The sequence below is a fragment of the Streptomyces sp. NPDC054783 genome (genome assembly GCF_053611725.1).
The window spans coordinates 72,933-96,551 of record NZ_JBSHAY010000018.1; the positions used below are offsets into that span (position 1 = coordinate 72,933).

General features: G+C 69.9%; 16 protein-coding genes and 3 pseudogenes. 11 read left to right on the forward strand and 8 right to left on the reverse strand.

Going from position 1 to position 23,619, the window contains the following annotated elements:
* Positions 1-28 precede the first annotated feature (28 nt).
* From ACWGJ5_RS28220 to ACWGJ5_RS28230, 3 genes and pseudogenes are all read left to right on the forward strand, one after another.
* The gene (locus ACWGJ5_RS28220; protein ID WP_453312464.1) at positions 29-181 is read left to right on the forward strand and encodes a hypothetical protein; all 153 of its coding nucleotides are present in this window, start codon (positions 29-31) and stop codon (positions 179-181) included.
* 145 nt (positions 182-326) lie between these two features.
* A complete protein-coding gene (locus ACWGJ5_RS28225; protein ID WP_453312465.1) occupies positions 327-1,958 on the forward strand; it encodes a S53 family peptidase in 1,632 nt (543 codons plus the stop codon).
* Between the two features lie 379 nt (positions 1,959-2,337).
* A pseudogene (locus ACWGJ5_RS28230) lies at positions 2,338-2,673 on the forward strand (LLM class flavin-dependent oxidoreductase); the annotation flags it as partial.
* Positions 2,674-2,676: 3 nt separating this feature from the next.
* Here ACWGJ5_RS28230 and ACWGJ5_RS28235 read toward each other — a convergent pair.
* The 3 genes and pseudogenes from ACWGJ5_RS28235 to ACWGJ5_RS28245 form a co-directional block, all read right to left on the reverse strand.
* A pseudogene (locus ACWGJ5_RS28235) lies at positions 2,677-2,982 on the reverse strand (transposase); the annotation flags it as partial.
* Between the two features lie 384 nt (positions 2,983-3,366).
* The gene (locus ACWGJ5_RS28240) at positions 3,367-4,464 is read right to left on the reverse strand and encodes an IS110 family transposase (protein ID WP_453312466.1); all 1,098 of its coding nucleotides are present in this window, start codon (positions 4,462-4,464) and stop codon (positions 3,367-3,369) included.
* Positions 4,465-4,960: 496 nt separating this feature from the next.
* Positions 4,961-6,139: a diacylglycerol/lipid kinase family protein gene (locus ACWGJ5_RS28245; RefSeq protein WP_453312467.1), complete on the reverse strand. Its 1,179-nt coding sequence runs from the start codon at positions 6,137-6,139 to the stop codon at positions 4,961-4,963.
* A gap of 198 nt (positions 6,140-6,337) precedes the next feature.
* Here ACWGJ5_RS28245 and ACWGJ5_RS28250 point away from each other — a divergent pair, with 198 nt between their 5' ends.
* On the forward strand, positions 6,338-7,441 hold the full coding sequence (locus tag ACWGJ5_RS28250) for an AI-2E family transporter (protein ID WP_453312468.1): 1,104 nt from the start codon (positions 6,338-6,340) through the stop codon (positions 7,439-7,441).
* Positions 7,442-7,580: 139 nt separating this feature from the next.
* Here ACWGJ5_RS28250 and ACWGJ5_RS28255 read toward each other — a convergent pair whose 3' ends face one another.
* The gene (locus ACWGJ5_RS28255) at positions 7,581-8,258 is read right to left on the reverse strand and encodes an HdeD family acid-resistance protein (RefSeq protein WP_453312469.1); all 678 of its coding nucleotides are present in this window, start codon (positions 8,256-8,258) and stop codon (positions 7,581-7,583) included.
* 683 nt (positions 8,259-8,941) lie between these two features.
* Here ACWGJ5_RS28255 and ACWGJ5_RS28260 point away from each other — a divergent pair.
* On the forward strand, positions 8,942-11,455 hold the full coding sequence (locus ACWGJ5_RS28260; RefSeq protein ID WP_453312470.1) for a flippase-like domain-containing protein: 2,514 nt from the start codon (positions 8,942-8,944) through the stop codon (positions 11,453-11,455).
* A gap of 27 nt (positions 11,456-11,482) precedes the next feature.
* Here the strand turns inward: ACWGJ5_RS28260 and mgtA are convergent, their stop codons facing one another.
* Positions 11,483-14,212 (reverse strand): magnesium-translocating P-type ATPase, encoded by a 2,730-nt coding sequence (mgtA, locus tag ACWGJ5_RS28265; RefSeq protein ID WP_453312471.1) that lies wholly within the window; start codon positions 14,210-14,212, stop codon positions 11,483-11,485.
* Positions 14,213-14,287: 75 nt separating this feature from the next.
* Between mgtA and ACWGJ5_RS28270 the strand changes: the two genes are divergently transcribed.
* Positions 14,288-14,575, forward strand: coding sequence for a DoxX family protein (locus tag ACWGJ5_RS28270; RefSeq protein WP_453312472.1), 288 nt, complete (start codon positions 14,288-14,290; stop codon positions 14,573-14,575).
* 367 nt (positions 14,576-14,942) lie between these two features.
* Complete coding sequence (locus ACWGJ5_RS28275; protein ID WP_453312473.1) at positions 14,943-15,386, forward strand: hypothetical protein; 444 nt, start codon at positions 14,943-14,945, stop codon at positions 15,384-15,386.
* 826 nt (positions 15,387-16,212) lie between these two features.
* Here ACWGJ5_RS28275 and ACWGJ5_RS28280 read toward each other — a convergent pair.
* Both ACWGJ5_RS28280 and ACWGJ5_RS28285 read right to left on the reverse strand, forming a co-directional pair.
* Complete coding sequence (locus ACWGJ5_RS28280) at positions 16,213-17,709, reverse strand: FUSC family protein (RefSeq protein ID WP_453312474.1); 1,497 nt, start codon at positions 17,707-17,709, stop codon at positions 16,213-16,215.
* 199 nt (positions 17,710-17,908) lie between these two features.
* Positions 17,909-18,808: pseudogene (locus tag ACWGJ5_RS28285) on the reverse strand (FUSC family protein); the annotation flags it as partial.
* A gap of 250 nt (positions 18,809-19,058) precedes the next feature.
* On the opposite strand from ACWGJ5_RS28285, the gene ACWGJ5_RS28290 reads away from it, so the two are divergent.
* From ACWGJ5_RS28290 to ACWGJ5_RS28300, 3 genes are all read left to right on the forward strand, one after another.
* On the forward strand, positions 19,059-19,535 hold the full coding sequence (locus tag ACWGJ5_RS28290; protein WP_351620170.1) for an Lrp/AsnC family transcriptional regulator: 477 nt from the start codon (positions 19,059-19,061) through the stop codon (positions 19,533-19,535).
* 20 nt (positions 19,536-19,555) lie between these two features.
* On the forward strand, positions 19,556-20,251 hold the full coding sequence (locus tag ACWGJ5_RS28295) for an HAD family hydrolase (protein WP_453312475.1): 696 nt from the start codon (positions 19,556-19,558) through the stop codon (positions 20,249-20,251).
* A gap of 82 nt (positions 20,252-20,333) precedes the next feature.
* Positions 20,334-21,797 (forward strand): MFS transporter, encoded by a 1,464-nt coding sequence (locus tag ACWGJ5_RS28300; protein ID WP_453312476.1) that lies wholly within the window; start codon positions 20,334-20,336, stop codon positions 21,795-21,797.
* Between the two features lie 395 nt (positions 21,798-22,192).
* Here ACWGJ5_RS28300 and ACWGJ5_RS28305 read toward each other — a convergent pair whose 3' ends face one another.
* A complete protein-coding gene (locus tag ACWGJ5_RS28305; RefSeq protein WP_453312477.1) occupies positions 22,193-22,954 on the reverse strand; it encodes a LysR family substrate-binding domain-containing protein in 762 nt (253 codons plus the stop codon).
* Positions 22,955-23,129: 175 nt separating this feature from the next.
* Here ACWGJ5_RS28305 and ACWGJ5_RS28310 point away from each other — a divergent pair, with 175 nt between their 5' ends.
* Positions 23,130-23,531: a DUF5997 family protein gene (locus tag ACWGJ5_RS28310; protein WP_453312478.1), complete on the forward strand. Its 402-nt coding sequence runs from the start codon at positions 23,130-23,132 to the stop codon at positions 23,529-23,531.
* Positions 23,532-23,619 lie beyond the last annotated feature (88 nt).

The following is a 23,619-nucleotide window of genomic DNA, read 5'->3' on the forward strand; positions in this document are numbered from 1 at the left end:
TCTGTCGGGTACCGGTGTCGACGCGATCGTGGAGGACGCCCACCGGCACATCGTCCCGCCCGACGAACCCGTCCAGATGATCGCGCCGGAGGACATCGCCGAGTTCGCGGCCCTCGCCTTCGACCAGCCGGGGCGCTTCGCCGGACGGACCCTGGAACTGGCCGACGCCGATCCGGCGTGAGCAGGGTGAGCAGCCGGCGGCGGGTGAACCCTTCCGTTCTGGCCCGCGGCGAGCCACTGGCGCAGCCCGCGGCGGTGGCGTCGAAGTTCCTACGGTGAAGCCGTTCCACTTCCGGAACAACTCCCCCACTCCCCGGAGGACTTCAGTGAAGTCACGTCTGAAACTGCTCGGTCTGGTCGCCGCACCGGCCCTGGTCACCGCGGCCGTCCCCGCCGCCTATGCGGCGAACGCCCCACAGCCCCACGCAACCCGTGCCGCCATCGCCGGAGACGTCCTGCCGGGCCTGAAGCAGAACGCGGCCCGCACCGGAAGCGTCGCGGCCGACAAGCGGATATCAGTGGCGATCAGCCTGACACCCAGAGGTGGCAGCGCCCTTGACACCTTCGTCGCCAAGGTCAGTGACCCGCACTCGAGCTCCTACGGCCACTACCTGACGAAGCACCAGTTCACGGCACACTTCGGCCGGACCGACGCGGAGATCAAGCGGCTCAAGGACTACCTGCACGCGCAGGGCCTCACCGTCGGCAAGGTCCACTCGGGCAACCTGCTGGTCGACGCCAGCGGCACCGCCGCCCAGCTGGAGAAGGCCTTCGGCACCAAGCTGTCGACCTGGAAGGACGCCCGGACAGGGCGTTCCTTCTACGCCAACGACAGCGCGCCCACGCTGCCGACGGCCATCGCCTCGCTCATCAGCGACGTGGCGGGCCTCAACAACCGCCTCCAGCTGCACCACCAGGCGACCCCGCACACCGTCTCCCCCCACAACGGGCCGGGCGGCGGCTACACCCCGTCCCAGCTCAAGGGCGGCTACAACGTCTCCGGTACATACACCGGCAGCGGCCAGAAGATCGCCCTGCTGGAGTTCGACGGCTTCCAGCAGTCCAACATCACCACGTACGACAACCACTACGGCCTGGGTTCGCCCACCCCGACCGTGCAGAAGGTGGACGGCGGCTCCGGCGCGCTCGGCGACGGCCAGGTCGAGGTCGAGCTGGACATCGAGGTACTGCACGCCATCGCTCCCAAGGCGAACGTCACCGTCTTCGAGGGCCCCAACTCCGACGCCGGCGAGGTCGACACGTACCAGGCCATCGTCGACAGCGGCATCCCGACCACCTCGATCAGCTGGGGTGCCGCCGAGAGCGCCCGCACCACCTCCGGCATCAACGCGGTCGACGCCGTCTTCAAGGCCGGCGCCGCCCAGGGCCTCGGCTTCTACGCGGCCTCCGGCGACAGCGGCTCCGACGACGCGGGCGACGGCGGCACCTCCGTCGACTACCCGGCCAGCGACCCGTACGTCACCGGCGTCGGCGGCACCAGGCTGACCGTCACCTCGTCCAACACCTGGAGCAAGGAGGTCGCCTGGTCCGGAGGCGGTGGCGGCAAGTCATCCGTCTTCAAGATCCCCAGCTGGCAGACGGCGGTGCAGAAGAACGCCGGCGGCGGCTACCGCCAGGTCCCGGACGTCTCGACCCACGCCAACCCCAGCCCCGGCGTCTCCATCTACTCGCAGGGCTCCTGGTCCTCGGTGGGCGGCACCAGCGCCGCCGCCCCGGAGTGGGCGGCCTTCGCGGCCCTCTACAACCAGCAGGCCGCGGCGGCCGGCAAGGCCCGCCTCGGCTTCGCCAACCCCGCCCTGTACTCGGCGAGCGGCACCGGTTTCCACGACATCACCAGCGGTAGCAACGGCGCCTACTCGGCGGCCACCGGCTGGGACTTCACCACCGGCTGGGGCTCGTACAACGCCGCGACGCCGGCGAGCAAGCTGCTCGGCTGACGACCGGCGGCCGACCACCGACCGACAGCGCGCGGCCGGGAGCGATCCTCCCGGCCCGCGCTGCAACGGGACGTCGGGACCTTCAACTGCGCGCCCATGGAAACAGCGGTGATCCAAGCAGCATGTGATCCCCGGCCCTGATGGCCACCTCCGCAGGCCGCCGACGAGGAAAAGCACTGCGCACCGAGTGCAGCCCGGGGCGGCCTGCCAACGGCCGACGAACCCCTCCATCCCGGCACGCGGTCCGATCCGCCCGGACGCCGTGGCATTGCGCAGCCCTGGAGACCGGGGGGCGGCACGGCAACTGGACACATGACTGACAAGAAGCTGTCACACGCGGACCGGAATGCGGGGCCGGCCGGCGCCCGTTCTGACTGGCATGACTGTTGCAGCAGTAGCGCTCAACGCGTCCGACGCCCCGAATCAGGTCGACGCCACCGTGCGGCTGGCCCAGGAGGCCGCGGCCGCCGGTCTGCGGTCGGCCTGGTTCGGCCAGACCTTCGGCGCGGACTCACCCCAGCTCGCCGCGATCGTCGGGCGCGCGGTGCCCGGACTGCAGGTGGGCACCTCCGCGATCCCCGTCTTCGGCCGGCACCCACTGCTCGTCTCCAGCCAGGCCCAGACCGCCCAGGCCGCGACGCACGGCCGTTACCACCTCGGTCTGGCCCTCGGCACCAAACTGCTGACGGAGGCCGGCTTCGGCCTGCCCTTCGAGCCCGGCAAGGACGATCCGCCCGTCGGCGGCGCGCGGTAGCGGCGTGGAGGCAAGCAGCCTGCGTAGGCGGCGCGGTTCCAGCCAGCCGTGGTTGAACGCGTCGTACATCGCCCCGTGCCCGCGCCGGTGCTCGGCCGTGAGCGTCAACTCGGCCAACGACGTCACCGGGCCGTCCGAGCACAGCACCGCGTCGGTGAGCTCGAAGAGCGCATCCGCCCGGGTGTAGAGGCAGTCGTAGAACTCGACACGAAAGTGGGACAGGACGCCCGACGCGGCGTCAGTGGACTGTTCAGCGGCGAGACTCTTCACCAGCGGCCGTTCCTTCACGCGACGTTGCTCGACACCTCGAAGCGTGAAGAACGGCCGTCCTGCTGTCCCGAGAACGAACCAAGATCAGCGGGTCAGGTGAACGGCCGAGGTTAAACGCCAAGCTAAGTCGTGCAGTCAGGTGTCACGCGCGAATCACAGACCCCGTGGACACCCTCCCCGCACAGGATCGCGAAACTGAACATACGTGCCCGCATGGGACTGGATGGACGACCCTGGACGGCTTCTACGACATGTGCCATGTGGTACCCAGTGAGGGACCCAAGATCAGGACCGGAGCGTCTTCTGGCCCGTCAAAGCGGTATTGCAGGGTGTTCGGTGGTGTCTCACTCACGCCCCAGACCCTCTCACGTCTCACGGACGCCCCTATAACGCGGGTGTGCGGGCAACCGGTCTGACCAGGTTGAACACCTCGCGGGCGGCATATCGCTTGAGGCATCGGATGATCTCGCGTCGGGTCTTGCCCTCCTGGGTGCGGCGTTCGTAGTACGCCCGGGTGCGCGGGTCGTGGCGCAGGCGGGTGAAGACGATGCGGTGCAGGGCCGCGTTCGCCTGGCGGTCGCCGCCGTAGTGGAGCCGGCGCGTGCTCCGACGGCCCGACGAATACTCGACGGGGCTGACTCCGCAAAGGGCAGCAAAGGATGCCTCCGTGTTCAGCCGCTCGGGGTTGTCTCCCATGGTGATCAGGAGCGTGACGGCGCTGTCCGGACCGATGCCCACCGGTTCGAGTAACTGTGGGACGTGGCGTTCGACGAGCCGGGTCAGGCGTTGGTTCAGCTCGTCGATCTGCCCGGTGAGCTGCTCGATGCGCTCGGCGAGCATCTGCAACGTCAGGTGGGTGGCCTGGGTCACCGCGTCCTCGTCTCCCTCACCGTCGTGCGGGGCGAGGCGCGCGCAGGTTCGATACAGCTCGGCATTGCCCAGGCTGGACAGCTGTTCTCGCAGGGCGGGGTCAGCGATGACCAGGACGGCCTTGAGCTGGTTGATCGCCTGGGTGCGGGCCTTGACCGCGGAGTCCTTGGCGAGCTTGAACAATCGGGTACTGTGCACCGGACCGTCGCCGGACTTGGCCCGGGCCCGGGCGCGGCCACTGAGCACGGCCCGCGCGGCGGCCTGCGCGTCGAGCGGGTCCGACTTCCCCAGCAGCCGGCGGGCCGACCGGTCGGGCCGGTTCACTTCGAACACCTGGATCTGCTGCGCCAGCAGGTAGCGGGACAGCCCCGCGCCGAAGGTGCCGGTGCCCTCCACACCGGCCCGACGCACCGTACCCCGCTTACGGGCCCACACCAGCAGCTGCCGGTAGCCGGCCGCCGTCGCCGGAAAAGACTCGGTCCCCAAGGTCTTCCCGAGCAGGGAGATCACGGCGGCGACATGCACCTCGCCGTGCGTGTCCACGCCCAGAACGACCTCACCCCGAACGGGAGGATCCGTGCTGGAGGAGGTGCTGTGCTGTCTGGTCGTCATGATGGTTGGCCTCCCGCGTGGTGACGTGCTGGGCGGACGGCACCGGCCTGCCCGGGCGGTCTGAACCGTGATGGCGCCGGAAACTCGGCAAGGCCCCTATTGAGACACGCCCTGTGGCTCGGTGGCTGCAGACACCATCCCGCAACGACGGTCGACAAGCCTGTGACTGGACACTTCGGTCATAGATCTCATGAGTCAGACCCCCGTCCGGGACGGCATTGCGCATCCGTCCCATTGATCCCGGCACAACGGCAGGACCCGATCACTGCCGGATGGCTTCGTCCGAACCGGAGCTCAACCTGACCTGGACGGGCTGACAGTAAGTTGGCTTCTCGCCCACTCGTGACCGACATCAGCGGACGGCCTCGCGGCCCGCGTTACCGGCTGTCCTTCGCCGACCAGGGCACGAACGGCTTGGGCCCTCTATCGGTGAGCGTCCATGTCTCTGGCTTCCATTACGGGGGTCCGCGGCTACGGGAGACGGCTCGCCGGAGTCTCAGACCACCCGCCGGTCGGCGGGCCGACCTCGCAGTCGCCCGGAGGTCCCGGTGCCGGGACGATGCCGGGGAACCCATACCCGCAGCGCCCGAGGACTGATGCGGCACCGCACGGGAGTCGGCAGGCTGACGGCTTCGCCGTCCAGTCCGGCGGGGAGGACGGGGACGTCGGCGTGCACGATGACGTCGTCGGGCGTGGCGAGACGGGTGAAGCCGTGCGGTTGGCCGCTGCGAAGCCTGACGGCCGTCTCGGCCGGCGTCTCCGCCCTGGCGGCCAGTACTCCCAGCAGGCCGGAGTCGAGGTGTGCACGCCTGCCGAGCCCGGCGGGGTCATCCACCTGGTAAGGGTTGTTGCTCACCAGCACGGCATCCGGCCCGTCAACGGTGAGCGGCCCTGCGCGCACCACCAGCTCCGGTCCCTCATGGCGGGCCAGGAAATCCGGAAGGATGCGCACTGCCGTGCCGAGTTTGTCGTCCCGATAGGCGGGGTCCTGTACCAGGGCGGCATAGGCGCCGAACGACACGTTGTTGACGAAGACCCGCTGGCCTGCGTATCCCAGATCCACGTGCAGCTCGACGCCGTCCGTGAGGGCCTCCAGCGCGGCCGAAGGGTCCTCACGGTCCAGACCGAGATCCATCGCGAAGTGGTTGCGGGTACCCGCCGGAATGACCAGGAAGGGCAGGCCGCTCTCCGCGGCCACCTCGGCGACAAGCGCCTGCGTACCGTCTCCGCCGGCCACCCCCAGTAGATCCGCACCGTCATCCACGGCACGTCGGGCGACAGTCGCCAGGTCCTGGGGCCGGGAATGATCGATCAGGAACACCTGAGCTCCGAACCCACGTGCTCGTTCCGCGATGCGGAACCGGCTTGCTTTCCCTCCCCCCGAACGCGGATTCACGATCAGATAGGGCCGCCGTGCGCCGGTCGTCAGCCGCGACGCCTTCTCGGTCACGGTGCGTCCCCGAAAGCCGCATGCGTCAGCCCTGCGCACACCACTGGCGGCAACAGGACTGCCGCGATCACGCCCGCAGCTGACAGCGCCGCCCCCCGCCGGACCGACGGTCCGGTGATTGCACCTGCGGCCACCGCAACCATGACACTTCCTTCGACCGTTCCGACCTACGGCATCAGCTTGCGGCCCGGCGTGCACAGCCGCACCTGGCAACAGCACCGCCATAGCCGGACACGGCTGCCCCGAGAGCGTTCCCTTGGGGACGGCCGAGGCATCCGCCGGTTGTCTCCGTCCACTTACCTGGCGGCTCGAGGTGCGACCCGCCGCAGCCCGTGCCAGAGGCCGTCAAGTGCGTCAGCGCGGGAACACCCGGCGAGGAGGTCTTGTCGTTTTCCCGTGACTGGGGCTGGGCACCCGATGACCATGGCGACGCGTCCGGTTCCGGTGCGAACCATCCTCGCCACCATCGGCCTGGTGCTCGCCACCTATGGCCTACTCGAGCTGGTGGTCCAGGCTCGCCGGGTCTTGATCTGGGCGGTCATCGCGGTGTTCTTGGCCGTCTCACTTCATCCAGCGGTCGAAGCGCTGCAGCGACGGGTGCCGCGGTGCCGACGGTCGGTGGCCACCTTGCTGGTCTTCCTGGCTGCGGCCGCGGCCGTCGGCGCGGTGGTCGCCCTGTTCGTCATCCCCCTGGCCCAGGAGGGAAGCCGGTTCGCCGGTCGTCTGCCCGCGATGATCAGGGACGCCCAGGCCGGCCGCGGGCCAGTCGGTAACCTGCTGGAGCGGACGCACGCTCTGCGGTATGTCCATCAGCATCGGGCGCAGATCCGCGCGTTCGCGACCGGACTGAGCACGCCTGCCTTGAAGTTCATCCGCAGTGCCGCGAGCACCGCGGCAGGCGCTCTCACCATTTTCGTCCTGGCCTATCTGATGGTGCTGGAAGGCCCCAAGGCCATAGATCGGTCGCTGACCCTCGTGGACGAGGCGCCAGCGGCCCGGATACGCCGCGTCGGAGCCGCGTGCGCCCGTACCGTCAACGGCTACCTGACCGGAAACTTGCTGATCAGCGTCATCTGCGGGCTCCTGACCTACGTCATGCTCCTGGTTTCCGGAGTGCCGTTCGCCGGCCTGCTGGCCCTCTTCGTCGCCCTGACCGACCTCATTCCCCTGGTGGGAGCCACCATAGGAGCTGTCGTCGCCTCCGCAGTGGCGTTCGTCCACTCCCTGCCGGCCGGCATCGGAGCCATCGTCTTCTTCATCGTCTATCAGCAGGCCGAAAACCACCTCCTGCAACCGGTCATCCTGTCCCGGACGGTGAAGCTCAACCCCCTCACCGTGCTGCTGGCCATCCTGATCGCCGCCGAAGTCGCCGGGATCCTTGGTGCCCTCCTGGCGATTCCCGTCACCGGCATCATCCAAATCGTCCTCAAAGACATCTGGACCCACCGCAGCGGCCGGCCGCCGGGGCTGCCGCTGCGGGCAGACAACAGCCCCCAGAAGGCCGACCGGTCCGACGATTCCGAATGACCGCGGCATGGAAACCGGCCGCCACGAGCACAGCGAGGAGTCGGCCCAGGTCGACGACTCCGCCCACGGGCAGCATGGGAGCGGGCCCTGGTCGTCGAGCTGACCGAACACCTCAGCGTCCGGCCGATCCGCCCTCCAATCAGTGCTGGGGGTGCGGACGTGCGTGGAAGAGGGGGCGCCGCTGGGTGGGCGTGCCGGCAGCCAGATGGCCGATCTCGACGCGTGTCATGACGGCGCGTACCACCTCGGTCAGGCCCAGAACTATGGCCATGACGCCCACTACCAGGGTGAGTGTCGCGATGGAGGCGAACGGCATGATGATCATCACGATGCCGGCCATGGTGCCGATGATGCCGAAGGCCACGTGCCAGCCGCGGGCGGGCATGGCCTGATCGGAGGCCGCAGCGACCGTCTCCAGGGTGCCTCGCATCAGCCAGCTGAAGCCGATCCACAGGGCGAGCAGAAAGACCGACTCCAGGGGGCCCCGGAAGCAGATCAGTCCCAGCAGGACGGAGGCGGCACCGGTGATGAAGTGCAGTACACGAAGATGCCGGGGGACGTGGGTGCCGAATGCGGCGGCGAGTTGGAAGACACCGGTGGCCAGCAGGTAGACACCGAACAGCACCCCGACGACGCGGAGCGTCTCACCCGGCCAGACCAGGGCTATGACGCCCAGGGCGATGGTGGCGAGGCCCATGGTGAGCAGGATCTGCCAGCCCATGTTCGCCAGAGCGGACATGCCTTCGGTCAGGCGACCCTCTGGTGGTTCGGTGCCGCGTGGCGGAACGGGGCCAGAGGATTCGGAAGGATGTGTCATGGCTTCTGCCTCCTCCAGGGAGCAGCGTGGTCACGTCCGTACATGTCCATCGTCACCCGATCAGCCTCATGTTGCTGGGTGGGAAAATGAGGGGGCACCGTGGCGAATGAGGCAATGCCGAGCGTCCCGTTCAGGTTGACGACGGAATCACCCTTGGGGGGTGATGACGGCACGTCCTAGGATCGAGTCGCGGACGCGATCAGCGCCTTCGCCGGGGCCATGCAGTTCGTCTACCTGCACACGGCTTGGTTCGCGATCTAGATTCTTTGTACTCTGGAATTGATCGGTTTCTGGGTGATCAATAAGCGTATCCGTTCGAACTCCACGCCCTGATCATCAGGTTGGAGGCGATCTTCGTGTCCACCTTCGTCGTGAGTGAGCCAGGCCGTCAGGCAGCCCCTGAAAGCGTCCGTGCCGACCTCGACTTTGAGACCGATCTCCGCTGGAAGGTGTGATCGGCCCACGTACGACGTGCGCTGGGTGTCGACGCCGATGAGGTCGACAGGTGAAGCGACTCGTCGCAGAGAGCCGCCTACGGCTGAATGGGGCCGCGCAGTCCCCGAATGAGTGCCCCCATCAGTTGGTGGGATGCAGTGGCGGTGCCCGTCAAAGCACGCTGCGCGCCACGGTCCGCCGACGAGGAGCCGACATGACCAAGGCCGATCCGCCTCGGGCGGCCGACTGTGAGTGAACGCCCTGGCATCGTCCCGCTCTCCGTCGCCGCCGACGGTGTTCAGGCCACGGCGGCGCCGGTGATCGACGCCCCGCCGCCGCGCGACGTGCGCCGGGCGGCCGATGTGTCGCGGCTGCTGGTGTCCGGCGCCGTGCTGGTGCTCACGGTACTGCTGGCCGTCACGGCGCTCGCGTCCACCCGGAGGATGCAGCAGGGGCTGCTCGACGCGGCAACCGCGCTGCCGCCGGGCTTACGCGATGCTGTCGTGGGGGCGGTGCAAGTGTTCGCTGTGGTCGCGCCGGTGGTGGCCGTCGGCGTACTGGTCGCCCGGCGGCGGGGCGACGCGATCCTGCGGGTCGTGCCCGCGGCGGCGCTGGGCGCGCTGCTTTCGTGGTCGGTCACCCGCCTGGCCCTGACACGCAGCCGACCGCACCTGTGGCCGCAGGTGGTGGTGGGGCGGGGCGCGCTGGTGCATGCCGGCTGGCCCTCGGCAGCGTACCTGGCCGCCTGCGCGGCGGCGGTCGTCGCGGCCGGTCCTTGGCTGGACACGCGTCTGCGGCGGGCGTGGTGGACGCTGATCGTCGTGTGTGCCGGGCTGAGCATCGCGGCCGCCGCCGTCATGCCGCTTGAGACAGTCGCCGCGCTCGCCGTGGGAGGTGTGGCCGGATCTGGCGTGCTGCTGCTGGCTGGAGGCCCGGCGGACCGACCGGCCCCGCAGGCGGTCGCCGACGCTCTCATCGCGTGCGGGGTCCCTCTCGCCACTCTGCGGGAGACGCCGTCAGCCGAGCGTGTTCCTGGCGAAGAGATCCGGTACAGCGCCGAGACCACCGCCGGTGCGCGGCTCACGGTACAGGTGCTCGGCCCCGAGGACCGCAACCGCGATCTCTTCCACCGGCTGGCCCGGCTGGCCCTGCTGCGCCACCCCGCCGACACCGGCGCCCACTCCCCGCTCGCTGCGGTCGAGCACGAACTCCTCATGCTCGTGTTCGCAGGCCGTACCGGCGCCCAGGTGGCCGAGCCGGTGATCGCTTACCCGGTTGCCAGGGGCGGCGCACTGCTGGTGACAGTCGAGCGCACTGCCCACCCGCTGTCCGCGTTCGCGGGCGAAGAGATCACCGACCAGATGCTCACCGGGATTTGGACCTCCGTGTCCCGCCTTCAGAAGCACCGGCTGGCGCACCGGGCACTGCGCCCGGAGCACATCCTCGTCGAGTCGGACGGTACTTCTCGGCTCACCGCGTTCGCACGCGCCCGGCTGGGCGCCACACCCGACGCGCTCGGCAGCGACATCGCCGAGCTGCTGGCCACCACCGCCACACGCGTCGGCGTACACCGCGCCACCCAGTGTGCCCTGGCCGGCCTCGGCCCGGGGCTGCTGGCGACTGCCCTGCCCTACCTGCAGCCGCTCGCTCTGCTCGGCCCCGCACAGCACGAGGTCGCGCGTTACGACCAGGCCCGCGCGCGGGCGGCAGGAGTGGGTGCCAAGCGGCGCACGGTGCACCCCGGCGGCCGCCCGAGCCTGCTGCGTGACCTCACTGCCGAGGTCGTGCAGGCGACCGGTGCCGAGCCGGCTCCCCTCGCGCACCTCGCGCGCTTCACCTGGAAGAGCATCCTCGCACTGGTCGGCGCGTTCCTCGTCCTCCACCTGGTGCTGCCGCAGCTCGCCAACGCCCCGGCGGTCTTCACCGCATTGCGCAACGCCAACTGGTGGTGGATCCTCGCCGCACTGCCCGTCACCTTCATCTCCCAGGTGTTCTCGACCTGCCTGCAATTGGGCACCATCCCGGTCAGGCTGCCCTTCGGCCCCACGTACGAGGTGCAGTTCGCCAGCTCGTTCCTGAACCGGATCACCCCGAACAACGTCGGGGGCATGGCGCTCAGCCTGCGCTACCTGCAGAAAGCGGGGATCGAGACCGGGGCCGCCACGGCCTCTGTCGGCCTGCAGAGCCTGGCCGGAGCCGTCTCCAACACCGTGCTCGCAGCCGGATTCTTCGCCTGGGCCGGACGGCACCACGCCGGAGTGCACCTGCACCTGCCCGCAGGCCGGTATGTGCTGCCGGCCATCGCCCTGACCCTCGCAGCCGGAGGGCTACTCGGTGTCACCCCAGTCGGCCGGCGCTTCCTGCGCGAGAAGGTGTGGCCGTTCCTGCGCGCGGCCGGATCGACCCTGACAGGGATCGCGTCCGACCCCGTCAAGCTGGCTCTCCTCGTCACAGGCGCGCTGGGCCTGCCCCTCATCCAGGTCGTCGGACTCGCACTGAGCGTCCGCGCGTTCGGCGGCGATCCTCCCTTCGTCCAGGTCGGCGCCGTCTACCTGGCGGCACGCCTCGTCGCCAATGCGGCTCCCGTCCCGGGCGGACTGGGCGCCCTCGAAGCCGGCCTCATCGCCGGTCTCACCGTGCTCGGCGTGGCGGCCGGCGCGGCCACGTCCGCCGTGCTCGTCTACCGGCTGCTCACCTTCTGGCTGAACGTCCCGCTGGGCGCCCTGGCCCTGCACGACGTACAGCGCAAGGGCTACGCCTGAGCCGCTGCCGGCCAGGCAACGGGAGAGTCATCGGAATGAGCTGCTGGCGGCTGATGGCTGGTGGAATCCGGTGACGGGTCTTGTGTGCCGTCTGATGGGTGACGGGCGGCGTGTGGTTCTCGGCGGCGACAGTCGGGAACCGGTGCTGAAACGTGCCGCGCGCCGGCGCAGGTGACGGTGGCCGACGGTCGGCTGGGGCCGTGCCGATGGGCCGGTGGTCCGGTAGAAGATCCGCTTCCCGATCTCCACGAGGAGCAGGTAGACGACGACCATGGCGGCCACCGCGGCGAAGAACCCGGTCGGCAGCAGTTGGAAGCCGAGGACGGGTGCCAGTGGGGTGGCCGGCAGGGCGGCGCCGACGGCGACGACACCAAGTGCGGCCAGTGTCAGTGCGAGGCTGGGGCGGCTGCGCCAGAAAGGAGTGCGGCGGGTGCGGATCGCGAAGATCACCAGGGTCTGCGTGGCGAGTGACTCCACGAACCAGCCGGTGCGGAACTGGGCCGGGCCGGCGTGGAAGATCCACAGCATCACCGCGAAGGTCGCGAAGTCGAACAGGGAGCTGATCGGTCCAAAGCAGATCATGAAGCGCCGGATGAAGGCGATGTCCCAGTGCGCGGGCCGCCGCACCTGCTCCTCGTCGACTTCGTCGGTGGGGATGGCGAGCTGGCTGGTGTCGTACAGCAGGTTGTTGAGCAGGATCTGGGAGGGCAGCATGGGCAGGAACGGGAGGAACAGTGAGGCGCCGGCCGCGCTGAACATGTTGCCGAAGTTGCTGGACGTGCCCATCAGCACGTACTTGATGGTGTTGGCGAAGATGCGCCGCCCCTCGGCGACCCCGTCGGCCAGGACTCCGAGGTCCTTCTCCAGCAGGATCACGTCGGCCGCGTCCTTGGCCACGTCGGTGGCCGAGTCCACCGAGATGCCGACGTCGGCGGCGTGGAGCGCGAGGGCGTCGTTGACGCCGTCACCGAGGAAGGCGACGTCTCTGCCGGTCCGTCGCTGGATGCGCACGATGCTGGCCTTGTGCTCGGGGCTGACCCGGGCGAAGACGGTGGTGTCGCGGATCGCGCCGCTGAGCCGCTCGTCGTCCATGGCGTCGAGGTCGAACCCGGTCAGTACGCCGGCGTCGGTCAGCCCCAGGTCGTGGCAGACCTTGGCGGCCACCGTCGGGTTGTCTCCGGTGACGATCTTCACCGTGATGCCGAGCGTGTCCAGCCGCCCCAGTGCCTCGGCCACGTCGGGTTTCGGCGGGTCGAGGAAGACCAACAGCCCGGCCAGGCGCAGGTCGTGCTCATCGGCAGCGGTGGGTGAGGTGTCCGTCTCGGCGTGACGGGTTGCCACCGCGACTACTCGGTTCCCGGCGGCGAACTCGGCGTCCAGCGCCTGGTGGACGGGCCCGGGCACCTCTACGCAACGATCGAGTACCGCCTCCGGAGCGCCTTTGGTGATCAGCACGGTGTCACCGGAGGTGTCGGTGATCGTGACGGACACCATCCGCCGCTCATGGTCGAAGGGCAGGACGCCGGCCCGCTTCCAGTCGCTGAGCAGCGGGCGCTGGGCGGCCGCGGCCGGCGAGTCCCACAGCGCGTCGTCGAGCGGGTTCCCGCCCACGGGCCGGCCCTGGTCGTCCACGTCCGTCTCGGTGCACAGCAGGCCCAGGCGCAGCACCTCCTCCGCCGGGGAGTCGGCGGCCGGGACGGCTCGCATGAAGTCGATCCGGCCCAGGGTCAGTGTTCCGGTCTTGTCGGTGAACAGCACATCGACGTCGCCGAGGTCCTCGATGCACACCAGCCGCTTGACCAGGACCTTGCGCCGACTCATCCGCCGGGAGCCTGCGGCCAGGCTGGTGGAGACCACGGCGGGCAGCAGCTGCGGTGTGATGCCGACGGCGATGGCCAGGGAGAACAGCAGCGCGTCGATCAGCGGCCTGTGCAGCGCCACGTTGATGACGAAGATCGACGTGGTCAGTGCCCCGGCGACATAGACCAGGAGCATGGAGAACCGGCGCAGGCCCACCTGGAACTCGGTCTCCAGCTGGTGGCCGCTCAGCCCGGCGGCGATCTTCCCGAACTCGGCCTCGGGACCCGTGGCGACCACGACACCGCGGCCGCTCCCCGTGTGCACCACCGTACCCATCAGGGCACATCCGGACAGGTCCGCCAGTGCCGTGCCAGTCGGCACGGCAGCTGTGTCCTTCGCGACCGGCAGCGACTCACCGGTCAGCACCGACTCGCCGCACTCCAGCCCCGCCGTCGCGAGCAGCCGCAGATCGGCCGGCACGATGTCGCCCAGCCGCAGCTCGACCACGTCACCCGGAACCAGGCCAGTGACCTCCACTTCCTGCGGCCGCCCGTCCCGCAGCACGACCGCACGGTGCCGGATCTTCGCGTGCAGCGACTGGGCCGTCTTTTCCGCCCGGTACTCGTTGACGAAGCCGAGACCGACGGAGAGTGCCACAATCACGCCGATGATCAGGGCGTCGCTGCGCTCGCCGACGAAATACGACACCGTGGCCGCGGCCAGCAGCAGCCCCAGTAGCGGGGACCGCAGCTGATGCCACAGGACGAGCCACGCCCGGACCCGGTGCGAATGGACGGCGTTGGGCCCCCAGCGCTTCAGGCGCCGGGCCACCTCGTCCGACGACAAGCCATCGCCGGTCGCCTCGAACTCGCCGAGTACCTCCGCCGGGGTACGGGTGGCCGCGGAGGCGACGCGCCCCGCGGTCACGGGCCGCCCCGGCAGGGTGGTCGTCACCATCGGTGACCACTCCACAGGCACCTGCCCACTCGTACAGCCATGCGCGTCGACGCAGAACCAACCGAGTGACGGGAAGTGACCATCGGGCGGGGGCGCGGCCGTGAGGGGAATGGTGATGTCATCGCGGATTCAGCTTCTGTCCCTCACTGCTCACACTCAAAGGGGCCATCCGGGCCATGTCTCCTCGGCCCGGTCCTGCCGCTGCTCGGAGAGCTGGCCGGCGTCGGACTCCTCATGCTGTTCGCCGGTGCCGTGACCACGCACGCGCGCAAGAGAGACGGGCTCCCCGAACTCGTCCCCGCAGTGGTGAGCGCCGCACTCGTCGCCTGGTATCTCGTACTCCTGGCCGGCGCGGGCTTGTGAAAGTGGGCCGACCGATGTGCCGGCACTCCTGTGACACACACGCCGGTGCCGCTCGTCGGCTGCCGTGCCCAGCCGACGGAGGCCACTGATTCCCGTTAGCGGCCCTCGGCCGGGGTTGGCACACTGAAGGTGTGGTCCCGCTGATGACCGCGGCCGATCAGGCCGCGTCCTCATCACTCACAGGCGCCGGCGTGGTGTCGGTCTGCGCATTGCTCTTCACCGTCGCGTCGTTCTGGTGGCTCAACGCCAGACAGGGGCTGAAGACGTGGGAGCCGCACTGCACGCCTTCGCAGCGATCATCCACTCTTCCACGGCCCGCCTTCGGCTCCCGCTCGTCCTTCACAACACCGGCCCCAAGCCGATAGTCGTGCAGGACCTCATCCTGGCCTCCCCCGCCGAGCCCGCCTCTCACCTGCCGCTGCTGTGGGTGTCCTCCCCGTCCCGCCTCCAGCCGGGGCCGGACGAGGATGCGAAGCTACCGGCCGGCTTCGTCGTGCCCGGCAGAGAAGCGCAACAACTCTTCATCGAGTTCGAGGCACCGTTTTCCGGGTTCCTGCCGGAAGCACGTGACTACAAGGTCCAGCTGCAGGCGAGGGTCGGCCACCGCAAGGGGTGGCGCCGCCTGCTGACGTTCACCCTGCGGGCCGCCAACATCATCGATCCGGATCGCTACACCGTCTACAACAACGCGCCGGTCGAGCTGACGAAGGAAGATCAGAAAAGGGCGGATGCCGCACTCCTTCGAGCTGTTGGAAGAGCAAGGAGACGACTCCGCTCCAGGCGGCAGGAGACCGCGGCGTTCTTCCAATGACGACGGCGACGCCCGCACGAGCCGCTGACGCAGCACCCGCCGGCCGGGCACGCTCCTGCTGCGATCAGCAGATCACGGCTACTGCGGTCACGCCGACAGGTCAGCCCGCAGGAAGAGCCCCCGGAAACAACGCCCCACTGCCTTGCGGCAGCTGGGACAGTTGGCGCGGCAGAATGCCTCCGCTCGGTTCGGCGCTGCTGCTGCATGACGCAGCCGACGGTCTGGCCAATGGGTCGGCAACCAGCTGAGCGAACGTCAGTAGAGGACGCCTCAGGGGCCACTCGGATTCTCGCGAGCAAAGGGGTACAGCCTGATGAACAACGGGCAGTTCCCGTGTCGCGTACTGCGGATCGGACGTACGACGCGCGCCGTCACGGCTTCCCTGCTCCGGTTGCTGGAGAGCGGGGAACCCGAGTGCAACGGTCGCCGGTCTTGATGCTGCCCAGCAGAGGTGTTACGCGTAGAGGCCCCGTCAGGATCTTGCTGACGGGGCCCTCCACGTCCAACCGCGCTCTCACGCCGCTATCACCGACTGAGCAGACTCCACCGGGCCGGATGGCGCTGAGCTGGCATTATGTGCCCGGCGTGGACTGGTGCGGACGCACCTGGACACCTTCTACAACCTGTGCCATGTCGTACCGAGGTCGGCTCTGACCGCCAGTCAGCTCCGTACTCGCTACACAGCCGGCCCCGAAGCGGATCAAGCCCATTCAGTACACGCACACCCCTGGCAGACACCGCATGTTCCAGGCCCCTGGCCGAATACATCGCGTAGTGGGCGCCGTCGCGGAGCACGAGCCTCGTAACCCTCCTGGGGCGGTGGCCGTCAGGCCGCGACGGGGCCTTGCAACGGGACTGCGAGTGCTTTCAGTGCCTGTTCCAGGCCATGCAGATGAGCCAAGGCCAGTTCACCACCGGAAGGATGCGGTGCTGCAACCGTCGCATGACCCTCACTTGGCGTGGCACCGGGCGTGATGAGTGCCTCCACTGCTGCCTCCACCCGCCAGCACGCTGCCGCAAGCCTCGCGTCGTGGGAAGCATCCGGATCCGCCGCGACCGATGCCAGGCCACGCACCTCCCGGGCACACCGGTCCAGCAGCTCGATCACCTGACGGGCCCGCGCTTTACGCGCCCGCAGCGGAGTGAACGGGTGCACCAGGGGCGCCAGCGACAGCCTCACCCTGCCCAACAGCAGCTCCAGTTCAGCGACATACCGGGCCGGATCCGCAGCCGGAGAGCCGGCCAGGCGGGCCGCAGCCTCAGAAGTGCACGCATGGACACAGTGCAGCGCTCGCTGGATCCACGCGTCAGTGGTGGCGTGCGTGGTCACCGGCAGTACCAACAACACCGCGAGCCCCGCACCGAGCGCCCCCACCCCCGTCTCCATCACACGCAGAGCAAGCAGCCCCGGATTCAGCACCCCCAACAGGCCATACAACAGCCCGGCCATCACCGTCACCGCCAGCATCATCCACGTATACGACACCGCCGCCGTATAGAAAATGCCGAACACGCAGACCGCGACAAGCGCCGCGGTGGGAACACCGGCCCCACCCAGCGGCACAGCGATCACCAGGCCAATGGCGATACCGATCACCGTGCCCAGAACCCTGCGAAAGCCCCGCACCAGGGTCTCGCCCCGCGAGGTGGTGTTCACGAAAATCCACCACACCGCACCCACAGCCCAATACCAGCGCTCGTGCGACACCAACTGCCCCACCAACAGGGCGAAAGAGCCGCCCGCCATCCCTTGGATCGCGTGGCGCGTGGTCACCCGGGCAAAACCTGAACCGCCCGGCGCCACCACCGCAACAGCAGGCGGCAACAGCCACCGCTCGTAACACCACAGGCCAAAGCGCACCGCCGAAGACGCCAACAGGGCAAGGGCCACCGCCGCATAAAGCTCCGGCAACTGGCCCGGCACCGCATGCAGGAACTGCGCCGCGAAAAACATCATGAACGCGAAAGTCCCCAGAGCGTGGCCCCGCGGCCCCCACCGGCGCGCATACATCCCCGCGCCGAGGACGGCAACAAAGGCCACGTCCCGTATCCACGCGTATTCGTGCAACACCGCCGCGAGAGCCAGCACCGGAAAACCCGCCGCCGGCAAGAGCACCGTCGTGACCGCCTGCCCCCGCACCGACCCATCGGCCACCGTGAACAAAGCGAGCAGCGCGGCAAGCCCACCAGCGATCGCCGCCGGCAGCGACTGCGTCGCCAGATCCGACACCGTCACCGCCAGACCGACACCCAGGACACCCCGCGCAGCACTGCGCAACCTCAGCCGCCCCGGGTCCGGCGCAACGAACACCCGCTTCAACACGACATCTCCCTGACACCCAAAACGATCAATCAACGAAACTGACACACAGTCAGGAAAGTCAGCAAAAGGTCAGCATCAGTCCACCCACAGACTGCCGAAGATGCCCACACCCGCACATCAAGCGACGCCAAGAAAACCGTGCCTGGTCTGCGAAAACACGCCCCAGGCCCGCTATCCTCGCGACCCGCCCGGTTGACACTACGAAGAGCATCATCCAGGTGTAGGAGACGGCGGCCGCGTAGAAGATTCCGAAGACGGCGCCGGCGACCAGGACGGCCGTCGGGACCGGCGCGCCGCCCACGGGAACGGCGACGAGGAAACCCAGGCAGATGCCGATCACCGTACCGACGACCCGGCGGAAGCCGCGTACCAGGGTCTCGCCGCGCGAGGCGGTGTTGACGAAGATCCACCACGTGGCACCGACGGCCCAGTACCAGCGCTGCCCCGACACCAGCTGGCCGACGACCAGCGCGAATCCGGCGCCGGCGGTCGCCTGGACGGCCTGCCGCGTGGTCACCCGGGCCAGTCTGCGCCCGGCGGGCGATGGGGGTCCCCCCGCGCGAGCGAAGCCGAGAGTGGGGGAGACCACGACGGCCGGGGGCAGCCGGCGCTCGTAGCACCACACGCCGAAGCGCACCACGGCCGCGCTGAGAACGGACAGCAGGACGGCGGCGTACAGCGCGGGCAGCTGCGCCGCGGTGGCGTGCAGGAACTGGGCCACGAAGAAGGTCATGAAGGCGAACACGCCGAGGCTGTGCCCGCGTGGACCCCAGCGGCGCACGTACACCCCGGCGCCGACGACGGCCAGGAAGACGAGGTCGCGGGCGACGGGCACGGTGTGCAGCTCGGCAGCGGCGCCGAGCACCGGCAGGCCCACGGCGGGCAGCAGCGCGGTGGTGACGGCCTGCCCGCGCACGGTCGGGTCGGTGACGGTGAACAGGGCGAGGAGGGCCGCGAGGCCGCCGGTGACCGCGCCGATGACGGACTGACCGGCGAGGAAGCAGACGACGACCGCGAGGCCGATGCCGAGGACGGCCCGCGCGGCGAAGCGCAACCGCGCCCGCCCCGGGTCCGGAGCCGCGAACATCCTCTTCAGCACTGCTGCCCTCCCATGGAAACCGATGGAAACCGGACGGAACACCGGCACAGAAAAGGCGCCACGGGTCTCCGCAGCGCCATCGACGTGTCCATGAGAGCATCACTTAGGTCACTGGCTCAAGCGGGACCCGAATCGCTGGACCATTGGCCCAGCAAGGCGTATGTGGTCGTGTCGGGCGAAGGACCAACGGTCCAGGTCGGGCGGCACAGGGACAGGAACGCCCGCTGAGCCATTGGTACAGTCGTCCATCATGGCCGTGGACGAACTCGACACCCGCATTCTGCGCCTGCTCCTGGAACAGCCGCGTACGAGCGTGCGCGAGTACGCCCGCATCCTCGGCGTCGCCCGCGGCACGCTCCAGGCCCGGCTTGACCGACTGGAGCGGGACGGCGTGATCACCGGCACCGGGCCCTCCCTCTCCCCCGCCGCCCTGGGCCATCCCGTGCTGGCGTTCGTGCACATCGAGGTCACCCAGGGCCACCTGGACGACGTGGGCGACGCGCTGGCCGCCGTACCGGAGATCGTGGAGGCGTTCTCGATCACGGGCGGTGGCGATCTGCTCGCCCGGGTGGTGGGCCGGGACAACGCCCATCTGGAGGACGTCATCCAGAAGCTGATCAGCCTGCCGGGCGTGGTACGCACGCGTACCGAGGTGGCGCTGCGCGAGCGCGTCCCGCACCGGCTGCTGCCCCTGGTGGAGTCGATCGGCCGGGCGGCGCGCACCTGACGCTTGGCATGCTGGAGCGCATGAGCGATCTCGGCGGCCTCTCGGTCATCTTCGATCTCGACGGAACGCTGGTGGACAGCGAGCCGAACTACTACGAGGCGAGCCGGCAGACCCTGGCCGGGCAGGGCGTCCCGGACTACACATGGGCGGACAACGAGGCGTACGTCGGCATCGGCAACCAGGACGCGACCCGGCTCTGGAAGGAGCGCTACGGCCTGAGCGCGCCGGCCGAGGATCTGCTCGCCGAGCTGAACCGGCGCTACCTGGAGATCGCCCGCACCCGTACGCCGGTGTACCCGGAGATGCGCAAGTTCGTGGAGCTCCTGGCCGCCGACGGAGTACCCATGGCGGTCGCGTCCGGGTCCTCCCCGGAGGCGATCGAGGCGATCCTCGCAGGGACGGGCCTGGGAGCCTGCCTGCGCACGGTGGTGTCCGCCGAGGAGGTGCCGCACGGCAAGCCCGCCCCCGATGTGCTGCTGGAGGCGGCCCGGCGGCTCGACGCGGACCCTGCTGACTGCGTGGTCCTGGAGGACGCGGCACCGGGCGCGGCGGCCGCCCACGCGGCCGGCATGCGCTGCATCGCCGTCCCCTACGTGGCCGTCCAGGCCGACTTGCCCGAGTTCGCCACGGCGACCCTGCTGCTGCGCGGCGGCCAGACGGAGTTCACGGCCCAGTCGGCGTACGCGTGGCTCCGGGCCACGACCCGGTCCCGCTGACCGGCATCGGCACCGGTCAGCCACGTCATGCATTGGGCGTTCCCGCCGTGCGCGGGAGGCGGTGGCTGCCTAGCGTGATCGCATGACCACAGACCGGGCCCGGCCGGCCCCGCACGACCGACGCTGGAAAGCGCTCGCCGTCTGTCTGACCGCGGCCTTCATGACCTTGCTGGACACCTCGATCGTGAACGTGGCGCTGCCCTCCCTGGAGCGCGGACTCAATGCCAGTACGGCCGAGCTGTCGTGGGTGATGTCCGGCTACGCCCTCACCCTCGGCCTGGCCCTGGTCCCGGCAGGGCGGCTCGGTGACATGCGCGGGCGGCGCCAGACCTTCCTGACCGGGCTCGCGCTGTTCACGCTCGCCTCGGCGGCCTGCGGGCTGTCCACCGGCGCCGCCTGGCTGGTGCTGTTCCGGCTGGTCCAAGGAGCGTCGGCGGGCCTGATCGCGCCACAGACCTCGGCGCTGATCCAGCAGATGTTCCAGGACGCGGAGCGGGCTCGCGCGTTCGGCATCATGGGCAGCACGATCGGCATCTCCACGGCGGTCGGCCCGCTCGCGGGCGGCCTGCTGATCCATGCGGCCGGCGGTCCCGACGGCTGGCGCTGGGTGTTCTACGTCAACCTCCCCATCGGGGTGGCCGCCTTCTGCGCGGCCCTGCGGCTGCTGCCCCGCTCCCCCGGCTCGCCGGGGAAGCGCGAGTACTTCGACGTGCAGGGCGTCCTGCTCCTCGGCTCCGGTGTGCTCGCGCTGATGCTGCCCCTGGTGCAGGAACAGCAGTGGCACGGACGGCTGAAGTGGGCCCTGCTCCCGGCGGGCGCCGGGCTGCTGGCCGCGTTCTGGGCGTGGGAGCGGCGCCAGGTGCGTCGGGACCGGGCACCACTGGTCGACCTGCGGCTCTTCTCGCTGCGCTCCTACACGCTGGGCGCGCTGCTGAGCCTGGTGTACTTCGGCGGCTTCACGACGCTGTTCTTCGTCTACACGCTGTTCCTGCAGAACGGCATGAGCTACGGCGCGCTGGCGGCGGGTCTGTCGTCCATGCCGTTCGCGGCCGGCTCGGCGGCCGGTGCCGCTGCGGGCGGCCGCCTGGTGGTGCGCTTCGGGCGCAAGCTGGTCATCGCCGGGCTGTGCACGGTGGCGGCGGCGATGTGCGGCGTCATCGCGGCCGTGCACTGGGTACCGGGGCGGAGCGTGGCCTGGGCGGCCGCGTTCCCGCTGCTCGTCGCCGGCATCGGCTCCGGCCTGACCATCTCCCCCAACACCACGCTCACCCTGTCCCTCGTGCCCGTACGACGGGGCGGGGCCGCGGGCGGGGTGCTCCAGACCGCGCAGCGCATCGGCTCGGCGGCCGGTGTCGCCGTGGTGGGCTCGGTGTACTTCGCCCATCTGACCGGCCACGACAACCCCGCGACCGCGCTCCAGTACGGCCTGCTCACCTCGGTCGTCATCATCCTGCTGGCCCTCTGCCTGGCCTTCGCCGACCTGCGGGAACGCCGGGTCCATGCGCAGTCGGAGCAGAGGCGGGAGGCGGCGCGGCAGGGGGCGTGAGGGCAATCCAGGGGCTGACATGCGTGGGCCGGATCGGCACAGGCCGTGTGGGCAGGTTGTGGAGCGCGGCCGTGGCTCGGCACCGGCGTTGGCGTCGGCATCGGTGGTACGGCATGGCTGTGACGTCGAGAGCAGTGGCCGCGGGGTATGGGGCGCACGCGGTGTGTGGCACGGGGCAGATGTGATCTGCACGGGCTGATCGGCACGGGCTGGTCGCCCTCGGCGTGAACCCGAGACCTGCCACGCCGGACCCGCGCCTGCCAGGGCCCTGCACGGTGCGCGGCGCGCCTCTCTCCGCCGGCCCCGGCTGGACCGATCCGCCGTGCGCCCGGCCCGCGCCGCAAGGCACCGCCGGCTTCCCGGATCCAGCGGGGTCGAAGCCGCCGTCCCGGCCCTCACGACCTCCGGCGCGGCTTGCCCCGCTTGGGTGTCTGCTTGCCCCCCGCCGTGCGGGCACGCGGGTTGCGGCCGGTCGGCTTCGGCGCCGGCTTCTGCCGGATGCCGCTCGCCTCCGGGCGCTTCCGTTGCTGCTCGCCCGAAGGCTTGGTGCGGCCGCGGGTGCTGTTGACGGTACGGCCACGGACGATGCCGATGAGGTCCTCCACCAGGTCGGTGGTGGCCTCCTCCGGCCAGCACAGGCCGACGCTCGACTGGGGGGCGTCGGTGACGGGGCGGTAGGTGAGGTCCTTGCGGTGGTAGAGGCGGGCCAGGGACTGAGGGACGACCAGGAGGCCGACGTTCGCGGCCACCAGCTCGATCGCGTCCTCTGTCGTCGCGGGGCGCTCGAAGGCAGGTTCGCCGGGCGGGCTGTCCCAGTCGAAGACGTCGTCCACGGGGTGGAAGAGCACCTCGTCGGCGAGGTCGGCCACGGTCACCTCGTCCGCGGCCGTGATCAGGTGGTCCTTGGGGATGACGACCACGGTGGTCTCGGTGTAGAGAGGGATCGCGCTGAAGAACGTGCGGTCCACCGGGAGCCGTACGAAGCCCGCGTCGGCCTCACCCGTGCGCAGCATCTCGGGCGCCTGGGCGGCAGGGACCTGAACAAGGGTGAGCGGGGTGTCCGGCAGGCGCTCGTTCCAGATCCTCACCCATTTGGCGGGCGTCACTCCGGGTACGTACGCGAGCCGGAACGACGGTGATTCCTCCGAGCCTGTCACCAGGCCAGGTTACCGGCAGTGGCCCGCCCTCCGGTCATCGACCGTCGCCCGCCCCCGGCACCGGCCGTCGACCCCCTCCCTCACCGGCCGTCGCCTGCTCCCCTCACCGGCCGTCGCCTGCCCCCGTCACCGGCCGTGGTCGGCGGCCCGGCACGCGGCCGATACCCTTGACCTCATGAGTTCGCAGCAGAACACCCAGACGATGAAGCCCGCGACCGCGGCGAAGAAGCTGGGTGTGTACCTCCCCGCCACCCCCGCCTCGTTCCAGGAGGGCGTCGTCACACGCGCCGAGCTGAACGAGCTGGAGGCGAACCCGCCGGAGTGGCTGAGCGAGCTGCGGCGCAACGGTCCCCACCCGCGTCCGGTGGTCGCGGCGAAGCTCGGTGTGTCCATCGCCGGCCTCGCGCGCGGCGGGGTCACCGAGCCGCTGACCACCGAGCGGATCGAGGCGCTCAAGCAGGAGCGGCCCGAGTGGCTGGAGAAGGAGCGCGCCACCCAGGCCGAGGTCCGCAAGGAGACCGCGCGGATCAAGCAGCAGAAGGCCGAGAAGCAGGAGCGCGCCGCCGGGCGCGGCTGATCCTCCGCGGCTCGCCCGGAGCGGTGTTCTCTGGAGCGCCTCGCCTTCCCAGAACCGTTTTTCCACAACGCCCTCCGGCTCCCGGAGG

Coding starts and splice junctions, on each gene's coding strand:
- ACWGJ5_RS28295 (WP_453312475.1), top strand. CDS start 19,556: ATGAGCGATCTCGGCGGCCTCTCGGTCATCTTCGATCTCGACGGAACG.
- ACWGJ5_RS28250 (WP_453312468.1), top strand. CDS start 6,338: ATGGCGACGCGTCCGGTTCCGGTGCGAACCATCCTCGCCACCATCGGC.
- ACWGJ5_RS28300 (WP_453312476.1), top strand. CDS start 20,334: ATGACCACAGACCGGGCCCGGCCGGCCCCGCACGACCGACGCTGGAAA.
- ACWGJ5_RS28245 (WP_453312467.1), bottom strand. CDS start 6,139: ATGGCGGTGCTGTTGCCAGGTGCGGCTGTGCACGCCGGGCCGCAAGCT.
- ACWGJ5_RS28290 (WP_351620170.1), top strand. CDS start 19,059: ATGGCCGTGGACGAACTCGACACCCGCATTCTGCGCCTGCTCCTGGAA.
- ACWGJ5_RS28255 (WP_453312469.1), bottom strand. CDS start 8,258: ATGACACATCCTTCCGAATCCTCTGGCCCCGTTCCGCCACGCGGCACC.
- ACWGJ5_RS28240 (WP_453312466.1), bottom strand. CDS start 4,464: ATGACGACCAGACAGCACAGCACCTCCTCCAGCACGGATCCTCCCGTT.
- mgtA (WP_453312471.1), bottom strand. CDS start 14,212: ATGGTGACGACCACCCTGCCGGGGCGGCCCGTGACCGCGGGGCGCGTC.
- ACWGJ5_RS28310 (WP_453312478.1), top strand. CDS start 23,130: ATGAGTTCGCAGCAGAACACCCAGACGATGAAGCCCGCGACCGCGGCG.